At 43.5% G+C, this 17,067-nt stretch carries 23 protein-coding genes; 19 read left to right on the top strand and 4 right to left on the bottom strand.

All coding sequences use genetic code 11. The features are described from left to right. The first annotated feature begins 410 nt into the window (after positions 1–410). From M2404_RS20095 to topA, 17 genes are all read left to right on the top strand, one after another. A complete protein-coding gene (locus M2404_RS20095; RefSeq protein ID WP_259241785.1) occupies positions 411–662 on the top strand; it encodes a hypothetical protein in 252 nt (83 codons plus the stop codon). 30 nt (positions 663–692) lie between these two features. Beyond that, complete coding sequence (locus M2404_RS20090) at positions 693–929, top strand: hypothetical protein (protein ID WP_259241784.1); 237 nt, start codon at positions 693–695, stop codon at positions 927–929. Positions 930–941: 12 nt separating this feature from the next. Then, entirely contained in the window at positions 942–1,445 is a 504-nt protein-coding gene (locus tag M2404_RS20085) for a hypothetical protein (RefSeq protein ID WP_259241783.1), read from the top strand. A 534-nt stretch (positions 1,446–1,979) separates the two neighbouring features. Continuing rightward, positions 1,980–2,318: a hypothetical protein gene (locus M2404_RS20080; RefSeq protein ID WP_259241782.1), complete on the top strand. Its 339-nt coding sequence runs from the start codon at positions 1,980–1,982 to the stop codon at positions 2,316–2,318. Between the two features lie 115 nt (positions 2,319–2,433). Beyond that, the gene (locus M2404_RS20075) at positions 2,434–3,015 is read left to right on the top strand and encodes a hypothetical protein (RefSeq protein WP_259241781.1); all 582 of its coding nucleotides are present in this window, start codon (positions 2,434–2,436) and stop codon (positions 3,013–3,015) included. A 127-nt stretch (positions 3,016–3,142) separates the two neighbouring features. Beyond that, on the top strand, positions 3,143–3,322 hold the full coding sequence (locus tag M2404_RS20070; protein ID WP_259241780.1) for a hypothetical protein: 180 nt from the start codon (positions 3,143–3,145) through the stop codon (positions 3,320–3,322). A 122-nt stretch (positions 3,323–3,444) separates the two neighbouring features. Beyond that, complete coding sequence (locus tag M2404_RS20065; RefSeq protein ID WP_259241779.1) at positions 3,445–3,750, top strand: hypothetical protein; 306 nt, start codon at positions 3,445–3,447, stop codon at positions 3,748–3,750. 26 nt (positions 3,751–3,776) lie between these two features. Beyond that, complete coding sequence (locus M2404_RS20060) at positions 3,777–4,070, top strand: hypothetical protein (RefSeq protein ID WP_259241778.1); 294 nt, start codon at positions 3,777–3,779, stop codon at positions 4,068–4,070. Between the two features lie 1,134 nt (positions 4,071–5,204). Next, on the top strand, positions 5,205–5,450 hold the full coding sequence (locus tag M2404_RS20055) for a hypothetical protein (RefSeq protein WP_259241777.1): 246 nt from the start codon (positions 5,205–5,207) through the stop codon (positions 5,448–5,450). After that, entirely contained in the window at positions 5,447–5,761 is a 315-nt protein-coding gene (locus M2404_RS20050) for a hypothetical protein (RefSeq protein WP_259241776.1), read from the top strand. Before M2404_RS20055 ends, M2404_RS20050 begins: the two co-directional genes overlap by 4 nt. Continuing rightward, positions 5,758–6,108, top strand: a complete 351-nt coding sequence (locus M2404_RS20045; RefSeq protein WP_259241775.1) for a hypothetical protein — start codon at positions 5,758–5,760, stop codon at positions 6,106–6,108. Before M2404_RS20050 ends, M2404_RS20045 begins: the two co-directional genes overlap by 4 nt. Positions 6,109–6,166: 58 nt before the next feature. Further along, positions 6,167–6,388 carry a hypothetical protein gene (locus M2404_RS20040; RefSeq protein ID WP_259241774.1) on the top strand — a complete coding sequence of 74 codons (222 nt, stop codon included), beginning with the start codon at positions 6,167–6,169 and terminating at the stop codon, positions 6,386–6,388. A 147-nt stretch (positions 6,389–6,535) separates the two neighbouring features. Then, positions 6,536–6,967 carry a hypothetical protein gene (locus M2404_RS20035; protein ID WP_259241773.1) on the top strand — a complete coding sequence of 144 codons (432 nt, stop codon included), beginning with the start codon at positions 6,536–6,538 and terminating at the stop codon, positions 6,965–6,967. A gap of 203 nt (positions 6,968–7,170) precedes the next feature. Then, a complete protein-coding gene (locus M2404_RS20030; RefSeq protein ID WP_259241772.1) occupies positions 7,171–7,818 on the top strand; it encodes a Tn7 transposase TnsA N-terminal domain-containing protein in 648 nt (215 codons plus the stop codon). A gap of 1,101 nt (positions 7,819–8,919) precedes the next feature. Next, positions 8,920–9,159, top strand: coding sequence for a CBS domain-containing protein (locus M2404_RS20025; protein ID WP_259241771.1), 240 nt, complete (start codon positions 8,920–8,922; stop codon positions 9,157–9,159). A 169-nt stretch (positions 9,160–9,328) separates the two neighbouring features. Beyond that, positions 9,329–10,273, top strand: coding sequence for a hypothetical protein (locus tag M2404_RS20020; RefSeq protein ID WP_259241770.1), 945 nt, complete (start codon positions 9,329–9,331; stop codon positions 10,271–10,273). A 501-nt stretch (positions 10,274–10,774) separates the two neighbouring features. Further along, entirely contained in the window at positions 10,775–12,913 is a 2,139-nt protein-coding gene (topA, locus tag M2404_RS20015; RefSeq protein WP_259241768.1) for a type I DNA topoisomerase, read from the top strand. Positions 12,914–12,993: 80 nt separating this feature from the next. On the opposite strand, the gene M2404_RS20010 is transcribed toward topA, so the two are convergent. From M2404_RS20010 to M2404_RS20000, 3 genes are all read right to left on the bottom strand, one after another. Then, positions 12,994–13,506 (bottom strand): hypothetical protein, encoded by a 513-nt coding sequence (locus M2404_RS20010; RefSeq protein WP_259241766.1) that lies wholly within the window; start codon positions 13,504–13,506, stop codon positions 12,994–12,996. A 112-nt stretch (positions 13,507–13,618) separates the two neighbouring features. After that, positions 13,619–14,008 carry a helix-turn-helix domain-containing protein gene (locus M2404_RS20005; protein WP_259241764.1) on the bottom strand — a complete coding sequence of 130 codons (390 nt, stop codon included), beginning with the start codon at positions 14,006–14,008 and terminating at the stop codon, positions 13,619–13,621. An 18-nt stretch (positions 14,009–14,026) separates the two neighbouring features. Beyond that, positions 14,027–14,476 carry a JAB domain-containing protein gene (locus M2404_RS20000; RefSeq protein ID WP_259241763.1) on the bottom strand — a complete coding sequence of 150 codons (450 nt, stop codon included), beginning with the start codon at positions 14,474–14,476 and terminating at the stop codon, positions 14,027–14,029. 193 nt (positions 14,477–14,669) lie between these two features. Between M2404_RS20000 and M2404_RS19995 the strand changes: the two genes are divergently transcribed. Then, a complete protein-coding gene (locus tag M2404_RS19995; protein WP_259241762.1) occupies positions 14,670–15,806 on the top strand; it encodes a coiled-coil domain-containing protein in 1,137 nt (378 codons plus the stop codon). 92 nt (positions 15,807–15,898) lie between these two features. On the opposite strand, the gene M2404_RS19990 is transcribed toward M2404_RS19995, so the two are convergent. Further along, entirely contained in the window at positions 15,899–16,267 is a 369-nt protein-coding gene (locus M2404_RS19990; protein ID WP_259241760.1) for a helix-turn-helix domain-containing protein, read from the bottom strand. A gap of 171 nt (positions 16,268–16,438) precedes the next feature. Here M2404_RS19990 and M2404_RS19985 point away from each other — a divergent pair, with 171 nt between their 5' ends. Further along, positions 16,439–16,960, top strand: a complete 522-nt coding sequence (locus M2404_RS19985; protein WP_259241758.1) for a conjugal transfer protein TraP — start codon at positions 16,439–16,441, stop codon at positions 16,958–16,960. Positions 16,961–17,067 lie beyond the last annotated feature (107 nt).

The following is a 17,067-nucleotide window of genomic DNA, read 5'->3' as shown; positions in this document are numbered from 1 at the left end:
GGCAGAAGTGGTAGCAAAGTGTATCGAGCTGCAGCTGGCCAGGCGCACAGAGTGGTAGCGAATCCGTTTAGCCGGCGCCGGCCGCTGCGGCTAGAATGCTACCTTCCCTCGGGTTTTGTGAAACTGCCACCAAAAATAATAAAGAACGGCATTACCAGGCTGAGTATATGCCACCACTAATAACTCTGCCGGCAGCGCTGTTAAGGGTTAAGTGATATCAATTTATGTTGACGGGCCTGTTTTTACTTGATAGTGTATACAAGTATACACCGATTAGGTGGAGTGCAGGGCTCTACACATAGAGCAAAAAAATCTCAGGCTGTTTTGACGGCTATTATGCAGTGTCGGAACCGCTGAAATAAACAATCAGCCATCGTTGAATTAATGAATTAACAGCACAGGAAATTCACATGACAAACAAACGCACCCTTTTATCTTCCGCTGATTTCACACTGGTAATTGCTATTGGTTTATCTGGCTTTATCCTAGCCGTGGCCCTTTCTGGCTATCTCCTGTCGTTCTCTGACACGGTAATCGAGTTATATCCCGAGCTTAGAAGCCATGCTATCGGTTCGGCAATAAACATGGCTATTGCATTGGTAATTGTTATGGCGCTGAAGCTTTATGTCACCAGTCAGCTTCGCAAGTCGCGTACCTTGTAGTTCCAAAATAATTGAATAGGAAAAGTTTGTATGTCGCACCGTGTAGTTCAGATCATAGTTGATGATGATGGAGAGCTGACGAACAATGAAAGTTGGCACCTTGTAATAGAAGATATTGATTCTTCACCACGGGCTTTGTGTACTGGTGAGGTATTTGGTTACGGCGAGAGCAGCGCCAAATTCAAAGAAAAAACGGTTGCCCGTGGCGGCATTACCTGTGCGGCTTGTTTGAAGATAATCAAGCGCTATAAAGCCGTTAAACTGTAAGAGGAAACTTTGATGAATAAAAATTTACTAGCACTTTCACTATTCTCTGCTTTTTCATCGGCAAGCGATTGGGAAAACAATTGGGAAAAGTTGAATGAAGTTGTGTGGCAAAGCGAGGCTACTACAGTTAGCAAGAATAGCGTTATTCCCGTGCCCGAAAATTGCCCTGACAAAGCCAGGATTGAATTCGCTGAAACGTCAAAAACCGACATTATCAACGTTGGTAATGGTAAAGCTTTTCTTACTATAAAATTTAGTGCTAACAAGTCGCCTGATAGCAAATATTGGGTTATAGATAGCTCTGTTAAGTGCAAAGGTGATGGTTACGAGTGTATTTCGAATCAATTTGTAACTTACAAACCTGAAGCTGAAGCGGTTGTTCGTTGTATGAAATACAAAGGAATGACTATTCGACTTGGTGAGAATGGCGAGCCTGTCATTGAAAGCGACATTCCTGCGCACCAAGAAGCCCTTAAGAAAGCAAAACTTCAGGCCGATGGATCGAAGGTTCAGTAGCCCGATATTTAGACCTTAGCAACGATAAGTAGTTTGTTTAAACGGCGATTTAACACTAAACGGTGTTAAATGAAATTTGAAATAACACTAAATGGTGTTAAATCGACCCAAAACAGGGGGGATCATGAATCGATTGCCAAAAGCTGAAAAGAAGCCCCCAGCTTGCCCTGAGTGCCAGTGCGATACTATGCAGCATGCTTTTTACGGCATCGGTCAATTAGCTAAAAATGGCTGGTACTGTGATAGCTGCAAAGCAGGCCCGTATCACTTGGGTAATAAGCAGCAAAACAGATAAGAGGAAGCAGCATGTTTGGTGGAAAAGGTGTTCTACGGCGAATTGTAAGCGCCATTCAGTCCGATGGGGCATTTACTGTCCGATTTGATTGTGGCCATGAAACTCGTTGTAAGCTGTCCCTAGAACGTAATATGTTTGTGCATTTGGGTTTGTTTAATGGCTATTGCAAGATTGGAAATGATGCCGCATGGTTCGCAAATGAACTTGCTTCAGTCAAGAAACAAAAATAGAGGAAACCCATGAAGAAAGCCACGACGATACCCCAAGAATACTGGGATGAAGGCCTGAAAAGGTGGAGCTCACATTCATTCTTTAATACGATAAATCACTGGCATGTCTCGGATTATAGCCAGGAAGAAACGTGTGACATTATGATTGTCGAATGCAAAGACGGGCGGTTCTTCATTGAAGACAATTGGGGCGGTGATGCGAAAGGTCATGCTGATGTTTTCAATCCATTTGAGCGGAGTTCGTACCCTGTTTTCTACAGTGATTTTCATTCGGCAAATGAAGCAGCGGCCAAGATTGTTGCTTCTATTACTGGTAGTGATTACCAGAAGATCTTGATAGAGGAATAAGGTGATCTGGCACTGACTGACATCGGCGCCGGCTAATTAAAACTCCTGAGCCGACATCAGTGTCGGAACCGCTAAAATAAATAAGGCAATCAACATACAGTTATTAAGGAATAATATGGCAGTCCAAACACATAGAGATAAGGTTTTAGCTGAAGCCGTGACTAAAAAGGTTACGGTAACTATTGCAGATTTTTTTTCATCGTTGGAAAAACACGACTGGTACTCTTCGTTTTCAGACAGTTCTGAAGTTAATAAACGTGGCGAAGTTGAATTTCATAAGTTAGATGCTATAGCGTCTAACGACCCAGAATTTACTCGTTTACTGAAGGAGTTCAATGACCATTATTTTACAGGCGAACCCTGGGGCAACGAGAAGCAGCCAAAGCCGTTGCTTGAAAATTTTGAAAATGTATCTGTCGATATTGAACAGCCTGTTGAGTCAATGCATGGGATTTTAATACGCAGTCCTGGAGAGTATGACCATGATAACAAAGTTTGGGATAAAACCTCCGACGCCGATAGCCATTGCTTAGTAAAAGAGATCAGTGGACAAGAAAGATGTATTGGGGCGTTTCCTAATCGTGACGTTGCGATTAGGTGTGCTGAGTACGCAGTAAGCGTCCCTGATGGTGGTTACGCAGATGTTGTTATTGAATCCGTGAAAGTTTACAACACATTTGAAGAGTGGTTTTTATAGTAAACCCCGAACGTGGCCAAGTTAAGCGCTGAAACGATCAGAGCGAGATTAAACAGTTGATTTACCCGCTGCGTCCGGCTTCTGCCGGATGTATCGGTAAATTGATTTAACAACACAGGAAACCGCGATGTGGAAATCTCATAAGCTAATGTTGTCAATGTGGATCGGTGTGGCAGTAATGGGAGCCGTGTACTTGCTTGGTATATGGGATGGTGTAGAACACCCGGCCTTTATAGTAGGGCAAATAGTTCTTGGTTGCATTGGCGCAGCTCGTGAACTGCATTTGAATAAACACGGCTTTTCATAATTGATATAGAACACCCAGAATGCAAAAACAGTTAGGTGAACTACTTATATTTATTTCCCGAGTGGCCATAGAGCGGCTATGTGGCTAATTGATATGCTGCATAATATCAAGGAATAAGCAGAGTGAAAGAAAGAGAACTTAAAACAAGGTTGGCAGAGTTGGCGAGTCCAAAAGGCAACCTTGTTGATGAATCTGTATCGTCAGTTGCCAAAGCTGCACTGGCTCGATTAAACGAGCTAGAGCAAGACCAGTCTGCAAAGAGTGAACCTTTGCTTATTGTTGGCTGGTGTGTAGCTGGTTTGGTGTTTCTTTTGGGGTATTTGTTAAATAGATTTCTTAATTTAGCTGATCCCTCAATTTTTTATTGTTCTTTATTTATTGTGGCGTTTATAGCGGGTATTTATGCCATGTTCAAATCCTGTAGCTAAAAATGGCTGGTACTGTGGGGTTCTGCATGTCTGAATTACTGTTCTATCAGATGGACATCATAGATGACGATGCAGGCCATGTGAGGAATTTCTACAGCGATCTGGAAGCGGCAAAGTCTTTGCCTGCAGTCTTTGTTGCTAATGGAGTAGTCCCACGTAAAATTGAAATTCGGTCGTTTGTTTTCGACAAAAATCTTTATAAAACTGAGGCAGCTCTAATATGTGGAGCGCTTAACAGGGAAACGATAAAAGGGGCGAAAAAGTTACTCACTTGGACACCCGAAAACGGATGGATTGATAACGCCAAAACTGGCGTTTAACAGCACAGGAAACCCGACATGGATTGGCTGAAATTGAGATATGAGGTCTTACTGATTAGCGTTGCTCGAAGCATCCTGAAAGGCCGGAATGTTGCTCGGTCTAAGCATGTGTCGAGGCGTGACAATAACACCATGTGGTCTATGGCCGAGCAGCTGGAAAGCATTGAGAAAAATATGCTTTCTAAGTACGAGAACGTGTAACAGGAAAAACAGATGCAATTTGCTGACTGGACGCCTCCGAACTGCCCGAATTGCAATGCCGATAGCATGGTTCATAAGTGCATTTCTCATGTTCCTGGCTTAGCAAGTTTTAGAAAAAACGGGTGGTACTGCGAAAGCTGTAATGCTGGGCCATACCAGCTTGGAATAAAGACGGAGGCGGACGCAGCGCGTTTAGCTTTGAGACTAAACAACTGATATTGGAAACAAGTTATGTGGGGAAAGAAAGAAGTTTACGGCTACTTCGGATGTGTGTTCATTTCGCTGTTTGTATGCTCCATTGTATATGGTGATACAAGAGATCAGTTTCAGGGCTGGTTTATAGGGGCATTAATTTTCTTTGGGCTGTTTGTTGGTGAGTGGGCTGAAGATAGAAAAAAGGGGATTAATCCGAGGCGTAGTTGATCTATCTGCTGCGCCTGGTCGCTGGACGCATCCGTAAGTCAATAGTGCCACCAGCCAAAAGCCTAAATTCAAGGCGGAAGCCTTACCCCAGCCAGAGCCTGGCATATTGGTATTTTCTGGTACCAAAATAACAGCGCAGTAGTGGCGGTGGTTAATATAACCGGTAAAGCCGGGCAAAGTTTACCAGGCTATTAACCCGGTGTACCGGCAAAATGGGTTGCCCTGGGCAGAAGTGGTAGCAAAGTGTATCGAGCTGCAGCTGGCCAGGCGCACAGAGTGGTAGCGAATCCGTTTAGCCGGCGCCGGCCGCTGCGGCTAGAATGCTACCTTCCCTCGGGTTTTGTGAAACTGCCACCAAAAATAATAAAGAACGGCATTACCAGGCTGAGTATATGCCACCACTAATAACTCTGCCGGCAGCGCTGTTAAGGGTTAAGTGATATCAATTTATGTTGACGGGCCTGTTTTTACTTGATAGTGTATACAAGTATACACGCAGAGGGCTAAAAAATGGCAATGACGTTACGACTAACAGAGTCGCAAGAAATCGAATTAGATAAGGTGCAGGGCGCTACACATAAAGCAACAAAATCTCAGGCTGTTTTGACGGCTGTAATGCAGTACCGGAGCATGCAAGAAAAAATCAAAACTCAGGAAGCAAAGATTCTTGAGTTGCAACGAGAGGTGCAACGATTAGGTTCTGCGATATCTCAATACAAGTCTGCACACAGTGCGATTATGGATATTAAGTTATGACGCACACAATAATAATTAACTTAGACGCGCCACCTCAGCCTGCTCCTTTAGGGGAGAGATTACTGCAGGACATGATAAATGAGCTTCACTGGCCGGAGGGTGCAACTTGTGTAACCCAAGAGATTGATGGAGAGATAATATATTGGAATGCACCTGTTGCTCAAGTATTAGAAGCTCGGCAGGTCGCGGGTGAGACTAAGGGAATGGTTAGGGAGGTAGGATTTGGATACATAGTTCATTCTGATGAATTTGAAGAATTGGCAGTGGATTGGTTTTCAGCGGTAGCTATAAATAAACAGGTAAAAATATGAAAGTATCTATCAAAAGACAGAGTGTTACCGGGATTGCTTTTGCTACAGCCTTGCTCGCCACTATTGGCTCAACTGGTGCATTTGCTGCAGTGTCTGGTTTAAGGGATGTTATAAATATTAACGCCGAGTTGGTTCATTCCAATATCAGAGTTCAAACAATTACATCTGGTGTTAAGGTTACAAAAGAGGATATTAAGGTTGGGGCTGAAGTTTTCAAGCGCCCAGACGGAACTTGTTTCCGTATAACCTCTGAACTAGAAAACCTCTATGCGGTTGAGAGTGAAATCCCAGGGGTTATCGTCCAGCTACCTGAAATGGTGTTTACTGAAGCGGAGGTTAGGTGCTGATGAATAAAAGTAAATTTGGATATATTGGTTCTAAGCTGGTATTTTCCACAAGCCCTGCGTGGTTTTTAATCAGATTTATAATGATTTTTCTAATCATCCTGAACTGCTAAAGCGTGAGCTTTTGAGTAAACCAGAGAAATTATTGCTGCATTATTTTTCGCAGACACCCAGCGCAGTTATTCAGGAGTTTTCTGGCGAACCATTTAACTCAATGTCAGCAAATGAGTTTGCTGGAGTTTTAGGGACCTTGGTTGCTGTCATTAAGAAAAATGAGGCTTGAATGCCTACCTTAAAATATTTATAAAAATCAATAACATATCCTATAAACTTAATTATGTTAAATTCTTGTAAATTACTAGGCTGGAGGTTTTGTGAATAAAATTTGCTACCACTTTTTCAATAAAAAAACTTTAGAGTAAGGGAAGTTATGATGAAAAAATCTATATTTTTGTTTTGGGCACTAACGGCCTTCGCCGTTAGTCAGCCGGTTGCAGCTGTAGAGTTATCGGAGCCTGTTTATGTACTGGATGTAATCGTTGGCAAAGGAGAGCAAACTATATCTCACAGTGCAGTAAGGCTTACCGCTATGCGTCATGGCCAAACAGCAACGGCAACATTTGGTGGTAAAACGGTAAAACTTAAGTATTCTGGCTTGGCTTCTGTGGCGGAATCCAATGGCAAAACTGATCTGCATGAATTTTTATATGTCACAGAGGAAAATCAGCTTGTTGTTGATATCTACCAGTCAGATTGCGGCCAAATGGCACTGCGCACAGCATGGCCACTATTGCAATCAGAATACCAAGTTCAAAGCGCATCAGGTGATTGCATCCTCACTGTAAAAATGATCAATATGTAGTGATATCTGCTTAAGTCTATTCATTGTGCTATACATTGCTGTGCACTTATACAGTGTATAGCAAGGTTAGCATAATGAGTATTGAATTTATCCCGGCAAGCCAATTGTCGTTTTAAGCATAAAGTGAACTTTTTTAAGCATAACTTGAACTCTTGTAATTTTCTGCCACGCTTATGTAACTTAGTTACAAATAGTGCCCTCTTATGCAGAACCGGAAAATCACTAAATCTGCAGTCACTAATATTTTTAGATTTGTTTCCTCAAACAAGCCCGCCCCTATCACCGTAGAGGGTTACAACGAATTCATAGCATGTCACTACTTTGAATTCTCCCCTTTGGTAGTCGATTTTGAAGCCCAACCTCAGCGTTTTGCATTTCCGGTAGAGAACAGCAATAGACCTCTTATCTATACACCCGATTTTCTAATTCGACTGTATGGCCAACCAAGTGTCTATATGGAGATCAAACCCTATGCTGTGACTCTTACAGAAAAGTTTAAGCATAAGTGGGAATTGTTGCAAAAGGAGTTTTCCGATAGAGGGCTTTACTTAGTGTTAGTGACAGACAGGCAACTTATGCGTGGTCAGATGGCTGAAAATCTGAAACTGGTTCATCGCTATATGACACGTGAACCCCATACTGCTGAGCAAGAAAGTATTCTAAAGCTCATAAGTCATTCCCCGCTATCAGTAAGCAACTTATCTACGCAACTTCAACTGCAGGAAAGTATGACAATTTCATACTTGCTCAATCTCGTTGCCAAAAAACTGCTGTCTTTCCCACTATATGCGGAGTTAAACGTCACTATACAACAAGATGGAGTGACATTATTGTCTGCCGGTGAGGTGTAGTGTAGAGAATTAATGATACCAAAATATAAGCTGCAGCTGCTGCCGGCAGACATAAAGCGGTGTCATATTTTTGTGGCCGGCGTCGGCCGCGGTCGCTAAAGTGCTACCAGCAAAAAGCCGAAATTCAAGGGGGAAGCCTTACCTCAGCCAGTGCCTGGCATACCGGCGCTTTCTGGGTACCAAAATCACGGCGCAGTGGTGGCGGTGGTTAATATCACTGGTAAAGCCGGGGGAATGTTTACCAGGCTATTAACCCGGTGTACCGGCAAAATGCGTTGCCCTGGGCGCAAGTGGTAGCAAAGCGTATCGAGCTGCAGCTGGCCAGGCGCACAAACTGGTAGCGAATGCGCTTCGCCGGCGCCGACCGCAGCGGCCAAAATGCCACCATCCCTCGAATTTTGTGAAACTGCCACCAAAAATGATAAAGAACGGCATTACCAGGCTGAGTATATGCCACCACTAATAACTCTGCCGGCAGACTGCAGGAGTATCTTTTGGGGGTAAACTGATATCAAAAGGAAAAGGTTAAACCTCACTCGGGGCGATATTAGAGGCTTGAGTTTGTCGCTTTTCTATTAATGAATAAATATCGTCCCGCTGGTTCGCTAGCCGGCCTATAGTATTTTTTATGCTTAGCATGCTCTTTGAGCCTGACTGTAAAATTAGCAGTTGAGCGGCAGATACTAGGCCGGAAACTGCTGATTTTTCTTCAGGTGTTAGATCTGATTGTTGTGCAAGCTCAACGATACTAAGTCTAAATGTTTCAATGTAGTTCTGTTTTATCGTCGTCATTTATCGTCGTGAATTGTTTGTAAGCCGATCTAAACGATAACTAATTTTAAGAGTAGAAAAAATATTTAATTTTAAATATTCTTTAGTGATTGAAATAATCACCCCCTGCTAAGGGTAAGTATCAATTGTGCTATCAGTTTAGCGCTCGATAACCAGGTTGTTTACTGATAATTGCTACCACCAGCTATGTGGGTGTTTAGTGGCCTGCCCAGCAGCGGAGATCCTGCGCTTGATCTTTGATCAGGGGTGATCTATATTCAGCAAGTTTTCACGGAAAGCACAGCCCGGTATCGAATTTAGGAGGTTATCATGGCGACTAGAAATGCAGAGTCAATTCGGCGTACCAGAAATAATCACAAGAGCCTGGGCCTGAAACGTATTGATACAACGCTAGATGAACGCCACACAGAATTTTACAACGAACTGTCCAGAAATAAATCCGGGTGTGTTGCGAAAGACACTATTCAGGAAGCCTTAGAGCTTTTGTATGAAGTCAGGATAGCTGGTGTGAAGGTTTTAGATCGGCAGCAAGGTTTGCCGGGTATTTAATAAAAACAGGAAAAAAAGATTCGACCAACAGCGCTAAATAATCTTGGCGGATTCCGCGCTGTTGGCCGACTCAAATAGACATGAGAAATACTATACTCAATGCGAAATTTTCGCAAGGTCTTTTTAGAATAAATTTTAACCACCTGACCGCCATTAAGGCATGGAGTGGGTGTTAGAGTCTATTCAGCCCTTATCTGACAATTCCAAATTGTTGCCCGGCCCTTTTTCTGGCACTGGCAATCGTTGTGGCCACCAGCCTGATCGTCCTGCTTTTTTAAAGTGGACGGCCCCCAAGACAAAGCGCGAGTATCCCAGGGTTGTTAAACTGGTACTTGAAAAGCTGCGTGATTATTATTATCAGCCAAAATCAATGCCCACACTGTGCTATCTGAACACCAGTAAAAAGAAATATGGTGGCTACCGGCAGAATAGGTCTGAGATCAGGGAGGCGGAAGTTCTGCTGTTATCTGCTGTGTATTCGAGGCTTGATTGGGCTAGTGGCCGTGTTGGCACTCCACGCTTTAATGGTGAGTTTGATGCGGTATCACACAAAGATCTTGCTGCTATCATGGGGGATAAATTTGTACGGAACGATGGTAGACCTCGAACCAGGTATTATGACGCTTGGGAGAACTGTGCTAGAGCTGGAGCTTGGGAGGTATACAAGCGGTTCGAAACTAATGAAGACGGCGATATACGGGCTAAAAATGCCATAAAGAAGGTCAACTTTGATTTTATTGTAGCGCTAACGGGTATTAGCTATGAGGCAATATCAGAGTTAAGGCGCTACGCCAGTGGCCGGATTAAAACGGCCAGACAAAAGTACACTCTGGCGCATCCAGGCAAAAAAGATCAGGAAAATGCCAAAGAAAAGCTATTCAAAGCGTTTGTCTTTAAGGATAGGCAACGTGAGTTAAGAAAGCAGGCAAAGAAATCTCAAACGCCTAAACCGATGCCGGCAGAGAAGAAAAAGAAACTTGATTCATCTTTGGCCAGAGAAATTAACGCATACATGGTCCAACTGATAAAAGACAACGCTGACAAGGCTGCAGATAGAAAGTGGTTGGAAGCAGAAGTTAAACGACGATACCCTGACTACGGCAAACCGCAATAACCCCACCCTTTTTAAAATTCGATACAGGTTCAGCCTGGGATAGGCTATTGCTTATGAGCAATAATAGCTGGTTTTTTAGTCAGCTCGTGAGCTGCAAGTTTAATTTGATCGCCCGATTTTCTGTCCCAACCATAGTTATCCACAGCTGTATGGTGTGAAATAGAGATTAATCAAAATAAGTCGATCAAAGTAGCTAATAACTTTGTTAGAGAGTGAAATAACCCCTGTCTGTTTCTTATGGAAAGCTTATAAAAGAAAGATGTTAGAGATCGCGACATAAACTCGCGCTCTCAACACGTTTTTTAACGTGTGAAAGCAAAAGCAGAAAACAAATATAGCACTTCGCTACGCTTCGTAGCATCCCTGCACTTTATCCTTCGCGCATCCATGCGCTGCGCGCTTTGCTTGCATACTAAATACGAGAGCGAATTAACCCAACGGCTACTGATAGTCAAAATAAATCCGTGTATACTTGTATATATATTTTCAGCAGGATTTTCTATGACCACTCTCATGATTGTTGAGTCTCCCAAAAAAGCAAAAACAATTGGTAAACTCTTAGGTAGTACATTTTCAGTAGTCGCAACAAAAGGGCATTTCAGAGATCTACCAAACCACTCGTTGGGTATAGATTTAGAAACCCTGGAGGCGTTGTATGTGTGTGAAGGTGAAAATAGCGCTACCCGAAAAAAGCTATTCCAATACATTAAACAAAGCACAAATATAATCCTTGCAACGGATTTAGACCGTGAAGGAGAAGCTATAGCCTGGCATGTGGTTGATGAATTCAAGCTGAAGCCTGAGCGATACACCAGAATTCTATACAATGAGATAACCGCTGCTGCAATTAAAAAAGCTATTGCGAACCCTGTACCGCTAGATTTATTGAAAGTTGAAGCGCAAAAAACACGCCGGGCGCTAGATCGTGTAATTGGTTTTCCTGTGTCGTCTGAACTGCGCCGCCAAACACAGCTAAACATTACAGCTGGCCGCGTCCAATCGGTAGCCGTGCTGATCATCGTAAAGCGTGAACGTGAGATAGAATTGTTCAAAGTAACAAAGCACTTTGGTGCGCGTTTTGTGTTTAGTGCTGACGATGTTGAGTTTGAAGCATTATGGGACACAAAAAAATGTACTAACGACGAATCCCCCTATATTAAAGATTTGAGCCTGGCACAATCTGTTGCGGCGATAAGAAACTGGGTTGTGACCAGCTCAAGCAGCAAACCTTACCGGCGCTCACCTCCCCCACCCTTTACAACCATTACGATGCAACAAGCGGCATCAAATCGCCTGGGGTTCGAGGTTGATAAAACAATGAGGCTGGCCCAGGGGCTTTTTGAAAAAGGGATTATTACTTACCATCGAACGGATAGCCCTAATTTATCACAAGAGGCTGTAGAGGCCATCAGGGCGCTTATAGTGAATAATTGTGGGGAAAGTGCAATACCATCAACCCCTAGAGTATTTAATAGCTCTGAGGGCGCCCAGGAGGCGCACGAAGCCATACGGCCAAGTGATATCACCGTAAAAGATTTTACGGATGACATTGAACCTGACGCTATATCACTCTACAGATTAATACGCCAACGAGTAATTGCATCGCAAATGGAAGTTGCAACATACGATGTGACAGAACTTTTATTGCAGTCTGAGGACAAGCCGGGCATTACAGCAAAGGTCAGCGGTAGAGTGCTGCGCTCAGCAGGTTGGCTGCAAATAATGCAAAAGGATGACTCAGCTGAAGATGCTAAACCAGATGACAACAGTACAGTGCCTGCTTTACCTGTTGGCACTAGGTTATCTGCGCTACATGGGGAGGTTACTCAGCACACAACAAAACCGCCAGGGCGTTATTCTGAGTCTGGGTTGCTAGCTGAGTTAGAGCGGCAAGGTGTTGGTCGGCCAGCTACATACTCGTCAATTATATCCGTGATAAAAAAGCGGGAATTTGTGATGATGAAAGCGCGGCAGTTTATACCTACAGATCACGGTTTTTTGCTAGTAGATGCCTTAACTGGTCGTTTTAAATTTATGGATGTAGGCTATACAAAAGAAATAGAACGCGGCCTTGACTATATAGCGACAGGGAAAACAACGTATAACGTTGTGCTTGCGGCGGCAGTCGCTGATGTGAAAGCGGGTTTATTATCGCTTGCAGAAACCCCTATTGTAGAACCTCACCCATGCTTTGAATGTGGGAAACCGTTACGCAGAATTGTCAGTAAGAATGGAGCGTATGAACCTTTTTGGGGTTGCACGGATAGTAAAGAATGTAATGCAACGGCCTATGATCTTAATGGTAAGCCAAAACAAGAGCCAGGCAATCCCGCCTACCCCTGCCCTGTTTGTTCGGCACCACTGCGCAGAACTCGTAAAAAAAATGAGGCGGAAGATGGCACTGTCTCATTTAAACCCAACTGGCTATGTACGCGATGGAAAGAGGGGTGTAAAACAGTCTTAGGTGATAAAGCCGGATCGCCGCTCAAAGGTTACAGCTGCCCTGGGTGTAAAAAGCATCTACTAAAAAAACGCAAAGGCAAACACGGAACGTTCTGGAGCTGCGCAGGTTATCCTGCGTGCAAAGTCATTTGTAAAGATTCAGGCGGGAAACCTTCTTTCAAAAACATAAGAATGTAACGAAACAAAGAGGTGCAACCATGTCTATACCGCGATTCGCTGGTGGCCGCCTTATACCAGCGAATGCGTAGCTTTTGATATCACCTGAATATTTTTTCTTGAGCCTTTAAATTTTTATAGCTTTGCTTCCATGCGGAATGTAGGAATCCGGGCTCTCTTTCGGATTTCAAATAATACGCTTGGTGCCTTAATGCAAAAACGTTTCTGCGTGTTGCCTTTATTGCATCTGGATCAGGGCTTTCGCGCCAAACCATATAGCAAAATTGGTCATCATATCGATTAGCTTCATTAGCTCCCGCTGTGTAATCGTGAAGCAATGGGAATTGATCATGAAGGCAAGGCATCCAGCATTCATAAAGTAAAATCTCAATCGGCTCCCAGTCTTTAAGTTCCATGCCTACAACGGATTCGGTCCATTTTTTAAAGTGTGCAGCACATTCAAACCCGTCTATACCTATAGTTGACTCTATGCCAAGTGATTCAAATAAATGAATTCCCGCCCACCCAACATCGGTCGTTATTAGCCCGTTAGATTGATCTCCAATAATTACGGCAGAAAAAAACGAAGTACCCTTACGTATTTTATTTTTCATAGTAGGCCTAGTATTATCACCAGTAATAATTTCGCATGCGAAATTGGTTTAGCAGGGCAGGCAATTAACCTTTACCGTGCGTCTTATATTTAGAAAATATATACCATTATCATCACGTTTGAGTACCCGCTGTGCGGCTCCCTCCGGTCACTGCTCGCTGCATGCCTTCGGCATCAAATGGATCATTATTGATATTTACGACACCGGCATGGTGCAGCATTACCCTAAACACTATATAAGGTATTTTGCGGTGTTCTTTTTCACTAATGGCTGTCTCCCACTTTCGGACAGTCGTTGATCCTTTGGGGCCATACGAAACTCCGGCAACCTTCGCTAACAGAGACTGAGGCCACCCCAGCAACTTTCGCAGCGCTTTAACCTCTTCAGGTGAAGGGGGTTTATATTCTGGGTCGTGAAACTGTTTAGCGCTGGGCCGGTTCCTAAAAGCTGCCACTGTTTCAGCGGTAGCAGTAATTTTGTACGTTGCTTTAATATCTGACATATAAACTCCAAAAAGGGGCTATAAGAGCCCCCGCTCCGCAAAACTCATTACACCAAGCTCGGTAACGATAAAGTGATCGAGCACCTTAATATCAATGGTCATTAATGCTGACGAAAGCCGCTCTGTAATATTGCGATCCGCACGGGACGCTTCCAGCGTGCCGCCAGGGTGATTATGAAAGAAAACCACAGCAGACGCTTTGCGCTTTAGCGCCATTTTAACCACTTCGCGGGGGTAAACGGCAGCAGAACTGACTGTACCAATGCTCAGTATATCTGTCTGAATCAACTGATGCGCAGACGTTAACCACATTGCACCGAAATGCTCGCGATCAGTACCAGCACAAGAAAGCTGCGCAATTCGCTTACCTATGCCCGGCTCTGCTATGAAAATATCTGTCTTAACCGCTTTACTGGCCAGAATAGCCAGAGCCCTGTCAATCGTCCCCTGCTCTCTTTTTGTAAACATCAATCACCACCCTTACTACCGGTCATGGACTATCCCGACCTTTTAAATATTATACCGCCCCTTTGGGGTGGTGTAAAGCATATAATGTAATGTATGTTGATTATCATACATTACATTACAATACGTAACGTATGTATTGTAATGTATAAAAAATGTGCTAATATGGCGTAATGTACTTACTGGGAGAAGTGGCATGGCAAACGAGTTTCATAAATCAGAAGATGAAATTATTGGGCAGATCAAGCAGTTATTGGAAAACGGCGAAAAGGTTACTGTCTATAAGCTGAAAAAGATGAATGACGGCAAAGGTCGTGACGACAGGTATAAAGCAATCATTGAAAAAGTCCTGGGTGTATCCACCCCGGCCACAGCAGAACACCTTGCACCTGTCACCCCGTTGCCATCTATTATCCAAAAAACCGCTGACGAGCTGGTACATCACCTGCACAAATCAATAAGCCAAATACATGCTCAGGCACAAGAAGCAATTAAAGCGCCGCTAAACGCGGCGCTTGAAGCCAAATCAAAAGCAGACAGTGAACTGGCTGATGCGCAAAATGAACTGGCTGATGCGGCAGACGTAATTGGTAAGATTGAGAAAGACAACGAGAATTTAGAAAACGAGCTGGCAGAACAGCAACAGGATAATGCCAGGCTGTTATCTGAAATTAAATCAGCTACAGAATTGGCTGAGCGCCTTACCGGCCAGCTAAGCGAAGCACTGGAAAAGGCTTCTCAGTTAGAGTTGGTTAATCAAAAATTGACCAGTGACAACCGCGGCCTTGAGCAGCGCTATACAGATCAGCGCAGCCGGTTAGATGCTCTTGAAAAAGAGTTAAGCCTAGCAAATACCCGTGCTGACAGGGCTGAAAGTTTAAGTGACCAATTAAAATCTGAAAATATTACTGTGCAGCAGCGCCTAGCTGACTCTCAGCAAGCCCTCTCGGAATTTAAGGTAAAAATAAGTGTGCTTGAAAGTGAGAAAAGCGGCCTGGAGCAATCACAAGACAAGCTGCAGCAAGCCCAGGTGAATTATGCGGATAAAATTAACGCATTATCATCCGAAAAGAACGGGCTTCAGCAGCGCCTGGATAGCTACGATCAGGAGCTTTCAACGCTAAGAACACAGCTCAGTTCGCTTGAGGGCGAAAAAACAGAACTTGTTGCTATGAAAGCTCAGTTACAGCAGGCTCAGGCTGGGCTTGCAGAGAAAAACAGTGCATTGTCTGCAGCAAACGATCTGTTAATGCAGCAGGTGGCATCTGAGCAGATGCGCTTTAACGATCTAACGGCGCAGCTGTCAGGTAAGCTGGCTAAAGCGAAAAATTGACAAAAGCCGGTTGACGCGAATAGGCAGGAAGTGGGTACTCAGCTTGCGGGGGTATATAATTGACTTGAGGGCTGACTGTACCCGCATAGTTTTCATGCCCTCTCTCTTTCAATTCGCATGGAGAGTACAGTTTTCATAATAAGAATTTGATTCTCGTTTAAGCTACCTAGCTCATTTTTAAGTTGGTGGAGCAGTTCAAATTCTGATCTTGATATTCCGTATGGTATAGTGAAAGTGTAAGCTGAGATTTCGGCATCGTGAAGCAGGGTCTGTTTTTCTTCCTCAGTTAGCTGCAGTTTTTCTATTATTTTCCTTATAATGAATTTTGATGGTGGCCCTTTGTGTCCACGCTCTAGCACGCTAACATAACTCGCCTTTATATCAATTAAATCTGCTAGCTCAAATTGTTTTAGACCTCTGTCTCTTCGTATCTTTTCTAAACTTTGTCCAAATGGCGTCATGGTTCATATTTCACTGCGCTATAAATGAATGCGTTATTTTTCACCAAAATACAGCTTAAATCAACCTTCCAGTTGAGTCAGATATAGATTACCCAAAGCAGCGTAGACTAAAAATGCTTTTGTTTTGCCGTTTAAAATGTGTATACTTATATACACAAAATGGGAGGTGTAATGAAAAAATTTAATTTTAGTCACATCGTTTCACAAATCAGCATATACCGGCTTATATCGGCATTAGTAAAAATACTGATTGTCTACCCCTCAGTAGCAGTCGCTTTGTTTGTTTGTCTTTTCATTGTTGATGCGGGGGGCGTTAAACCTATCGTTTCGCACTTTGTTGCCGCTACAGCATCCTCTATGCAATATGCTCCTGCTGGTTACGTGGTTGTGTCTGAGTGTCCTCCCCAAGAGGATATCAGCAAAAGCATCATGCTTACTGAAAATTGCCCTAAAACGACGATTGCTGTTGAGGCCTATGCCGATAGCGTTACTAAGTCAGTTGCTGTCTTATATCGCTTCCTAGTCATTGCCAGTTTTGCCTGGTGGTTAATGGGGGCGTTTTTATTGTCACGCCTAACCCCTTTATCAGGAAAAAGTTACTGGGCGGCTACCTTTAAAGAAGGTTCTATGACGTCTATGAAATCAGTTGGTAAGCCTGTTTTTTCCAAAGAACCTGAAAAGCCATTTAACTAAAATGCGTTGAATATTGTGAATCACAATGCTAATTTGTACTGGCCTTAACCGTTATGGTGCCATTCTACACTGCTAATTGCTATTGAAGTAGTCAGTTTGGGCTGTAC

Origin of the sequence: Rheinheimera pacifica, assembly GCF_024809855.1 — a bacterium.
Lineage (GTDB): Bacteria > Pseudomonadota > Gammaproteobacteria > Enterobacterales > Alteromonadaceae > Alishewanella > Alishewanella pacifica_A.
The sequence above is the reverse complement of the archived record's forward strand: the minus strand, read 5'-3'. Positions and strand labels throughout refer to the sequence as shown.

Coding starts and splice junctions, on each gene's coding strand:
- M2404_RS20095 (WP_259241785.1), top strand. CDS start 411: ATGACAAACAAACGCACCCTTTTATCTTCCGCTGATTTCACACTGGTA.
- M2404_RS20090 (WP_259241784.1), top strand. CDS start 693: ATGTCGCACCGTGTAGTTCAGATCATAGTTGATGATGATGGAGAGCTG.
- M2404_RS20085 (WP_259241783.1), top strand. CDS start 942: ATGAATAAAAATTTACTAGCACTTTCACTATTCTCTGCTTTTTCATCG.
- M2404_RS20080 (WP_259241782.1), top strand. CDS start 1,980: ATGAAGAAAGCCACGACGATACCCCAAGAATACTGGGATGAAGGCCTG.
- M2404_RS20075 (WP_259241781.1), top strand. CDS start 2,434: ATGGCAGTCCAAACACATAGAGATAAGGTTTTAGCTGAAGCCGTGACT.
- M2404_RS20070 (WP_259241780.1), top strand. CDS start 3,143: ATGTGGAAATCTCATAAGCTAATGTTGTCAATGTGGATCGGTGTGGCA.
- M2404_RS20060 (WP_259241778.1), top strand. CDS start 3,777: ATGTCTGAATTACTGTTCTATCAGATGGACATCATAGATGACGATGCA.
- M2404_RS20055 (WP_259241777.1), top strand. CDS start 5,205: ATGGCAATGACGTTACGACTAACAGAGTCGCAAGAAATCGAATTAGAT.
- M2404_RS20050 (WP_259241776.1), top strand. CDS start 5,447: ATGACGCACACAATAATAATTAACTTAGACGCGCCACCTCAGCCTGCT.
- M2404_RS20045 (WP_259241775.1), top strand. CDS start 5,758: ATGAAAGTATCTATCAAAAGACAGAGTGTTACCGGGATTGCTTTTGCT.
- M2404_RS20035 (WP_259241773.1), top strand. CDS start 6,536: ATGATGAAAAAATCTATATTTTTGTTTTGGGCACTAACGGCCTTCGCC.
- M2404_RS20030 (WP_259241772.1), top strand. CDS start 7,171: ATGCAGAACCGGAAAATCACTAAATCTGCAGTCACTAATATTTTTAGA.
- M2404_RS20025 (WP_259241771.1), top strand. CDS start 8,920: ATGGCGACTAGAAATGCAGAGTCAATTCGGCGTACCAGAAATAATCAC.
- topA (WP_259241768.1), top strand. CDS start 10,775: ATGACCACTCTCATGATTGTTGAGTCTCCCAAAAAAGCAAAAACAATT.
- M2404_RS20010 (WP_259241766.1), bottom strand. CDS start 13,506: ATGAAAAATAAAATACGTAAGGGTACTTCGTTTTTTTCTGCCGTAATT.
- M2404_RS20005 (WP_259241764.1), bottom strand. CDS start 14,008: ATGTCAGATATTAAAGCAACGTACAAAATTACTGCTACCGCTGAAACA.
- M2404_RS20000 (WP_259241763.1), bottom strand. CDS start 14,476: ATGTTTACAAAAAGAGAGCAGGGGACGATTGACAGGGCTCTGGCTATT.
- M2404_RS19995 (WP_259241762.1), top strand. CDS start 14,670: ATGGCAAACGAGTTTCATAAATCAGAAGATGAAATTATTGGGCAGATC.
- M2404_RS19990 (WP_259241760.1), bottom strand. CDS start 16,267: ATGACGCCATTTGGACAAAGTTTAGAAAAGATACGAAGAGACAGAGGT.
- M2404_RS19985 (WP_259241758.1), top strand. CDS start 16,439: ATGAAAAAATTTAATTTTAGTCACATCGTTTCACAAATCAGCATATAC.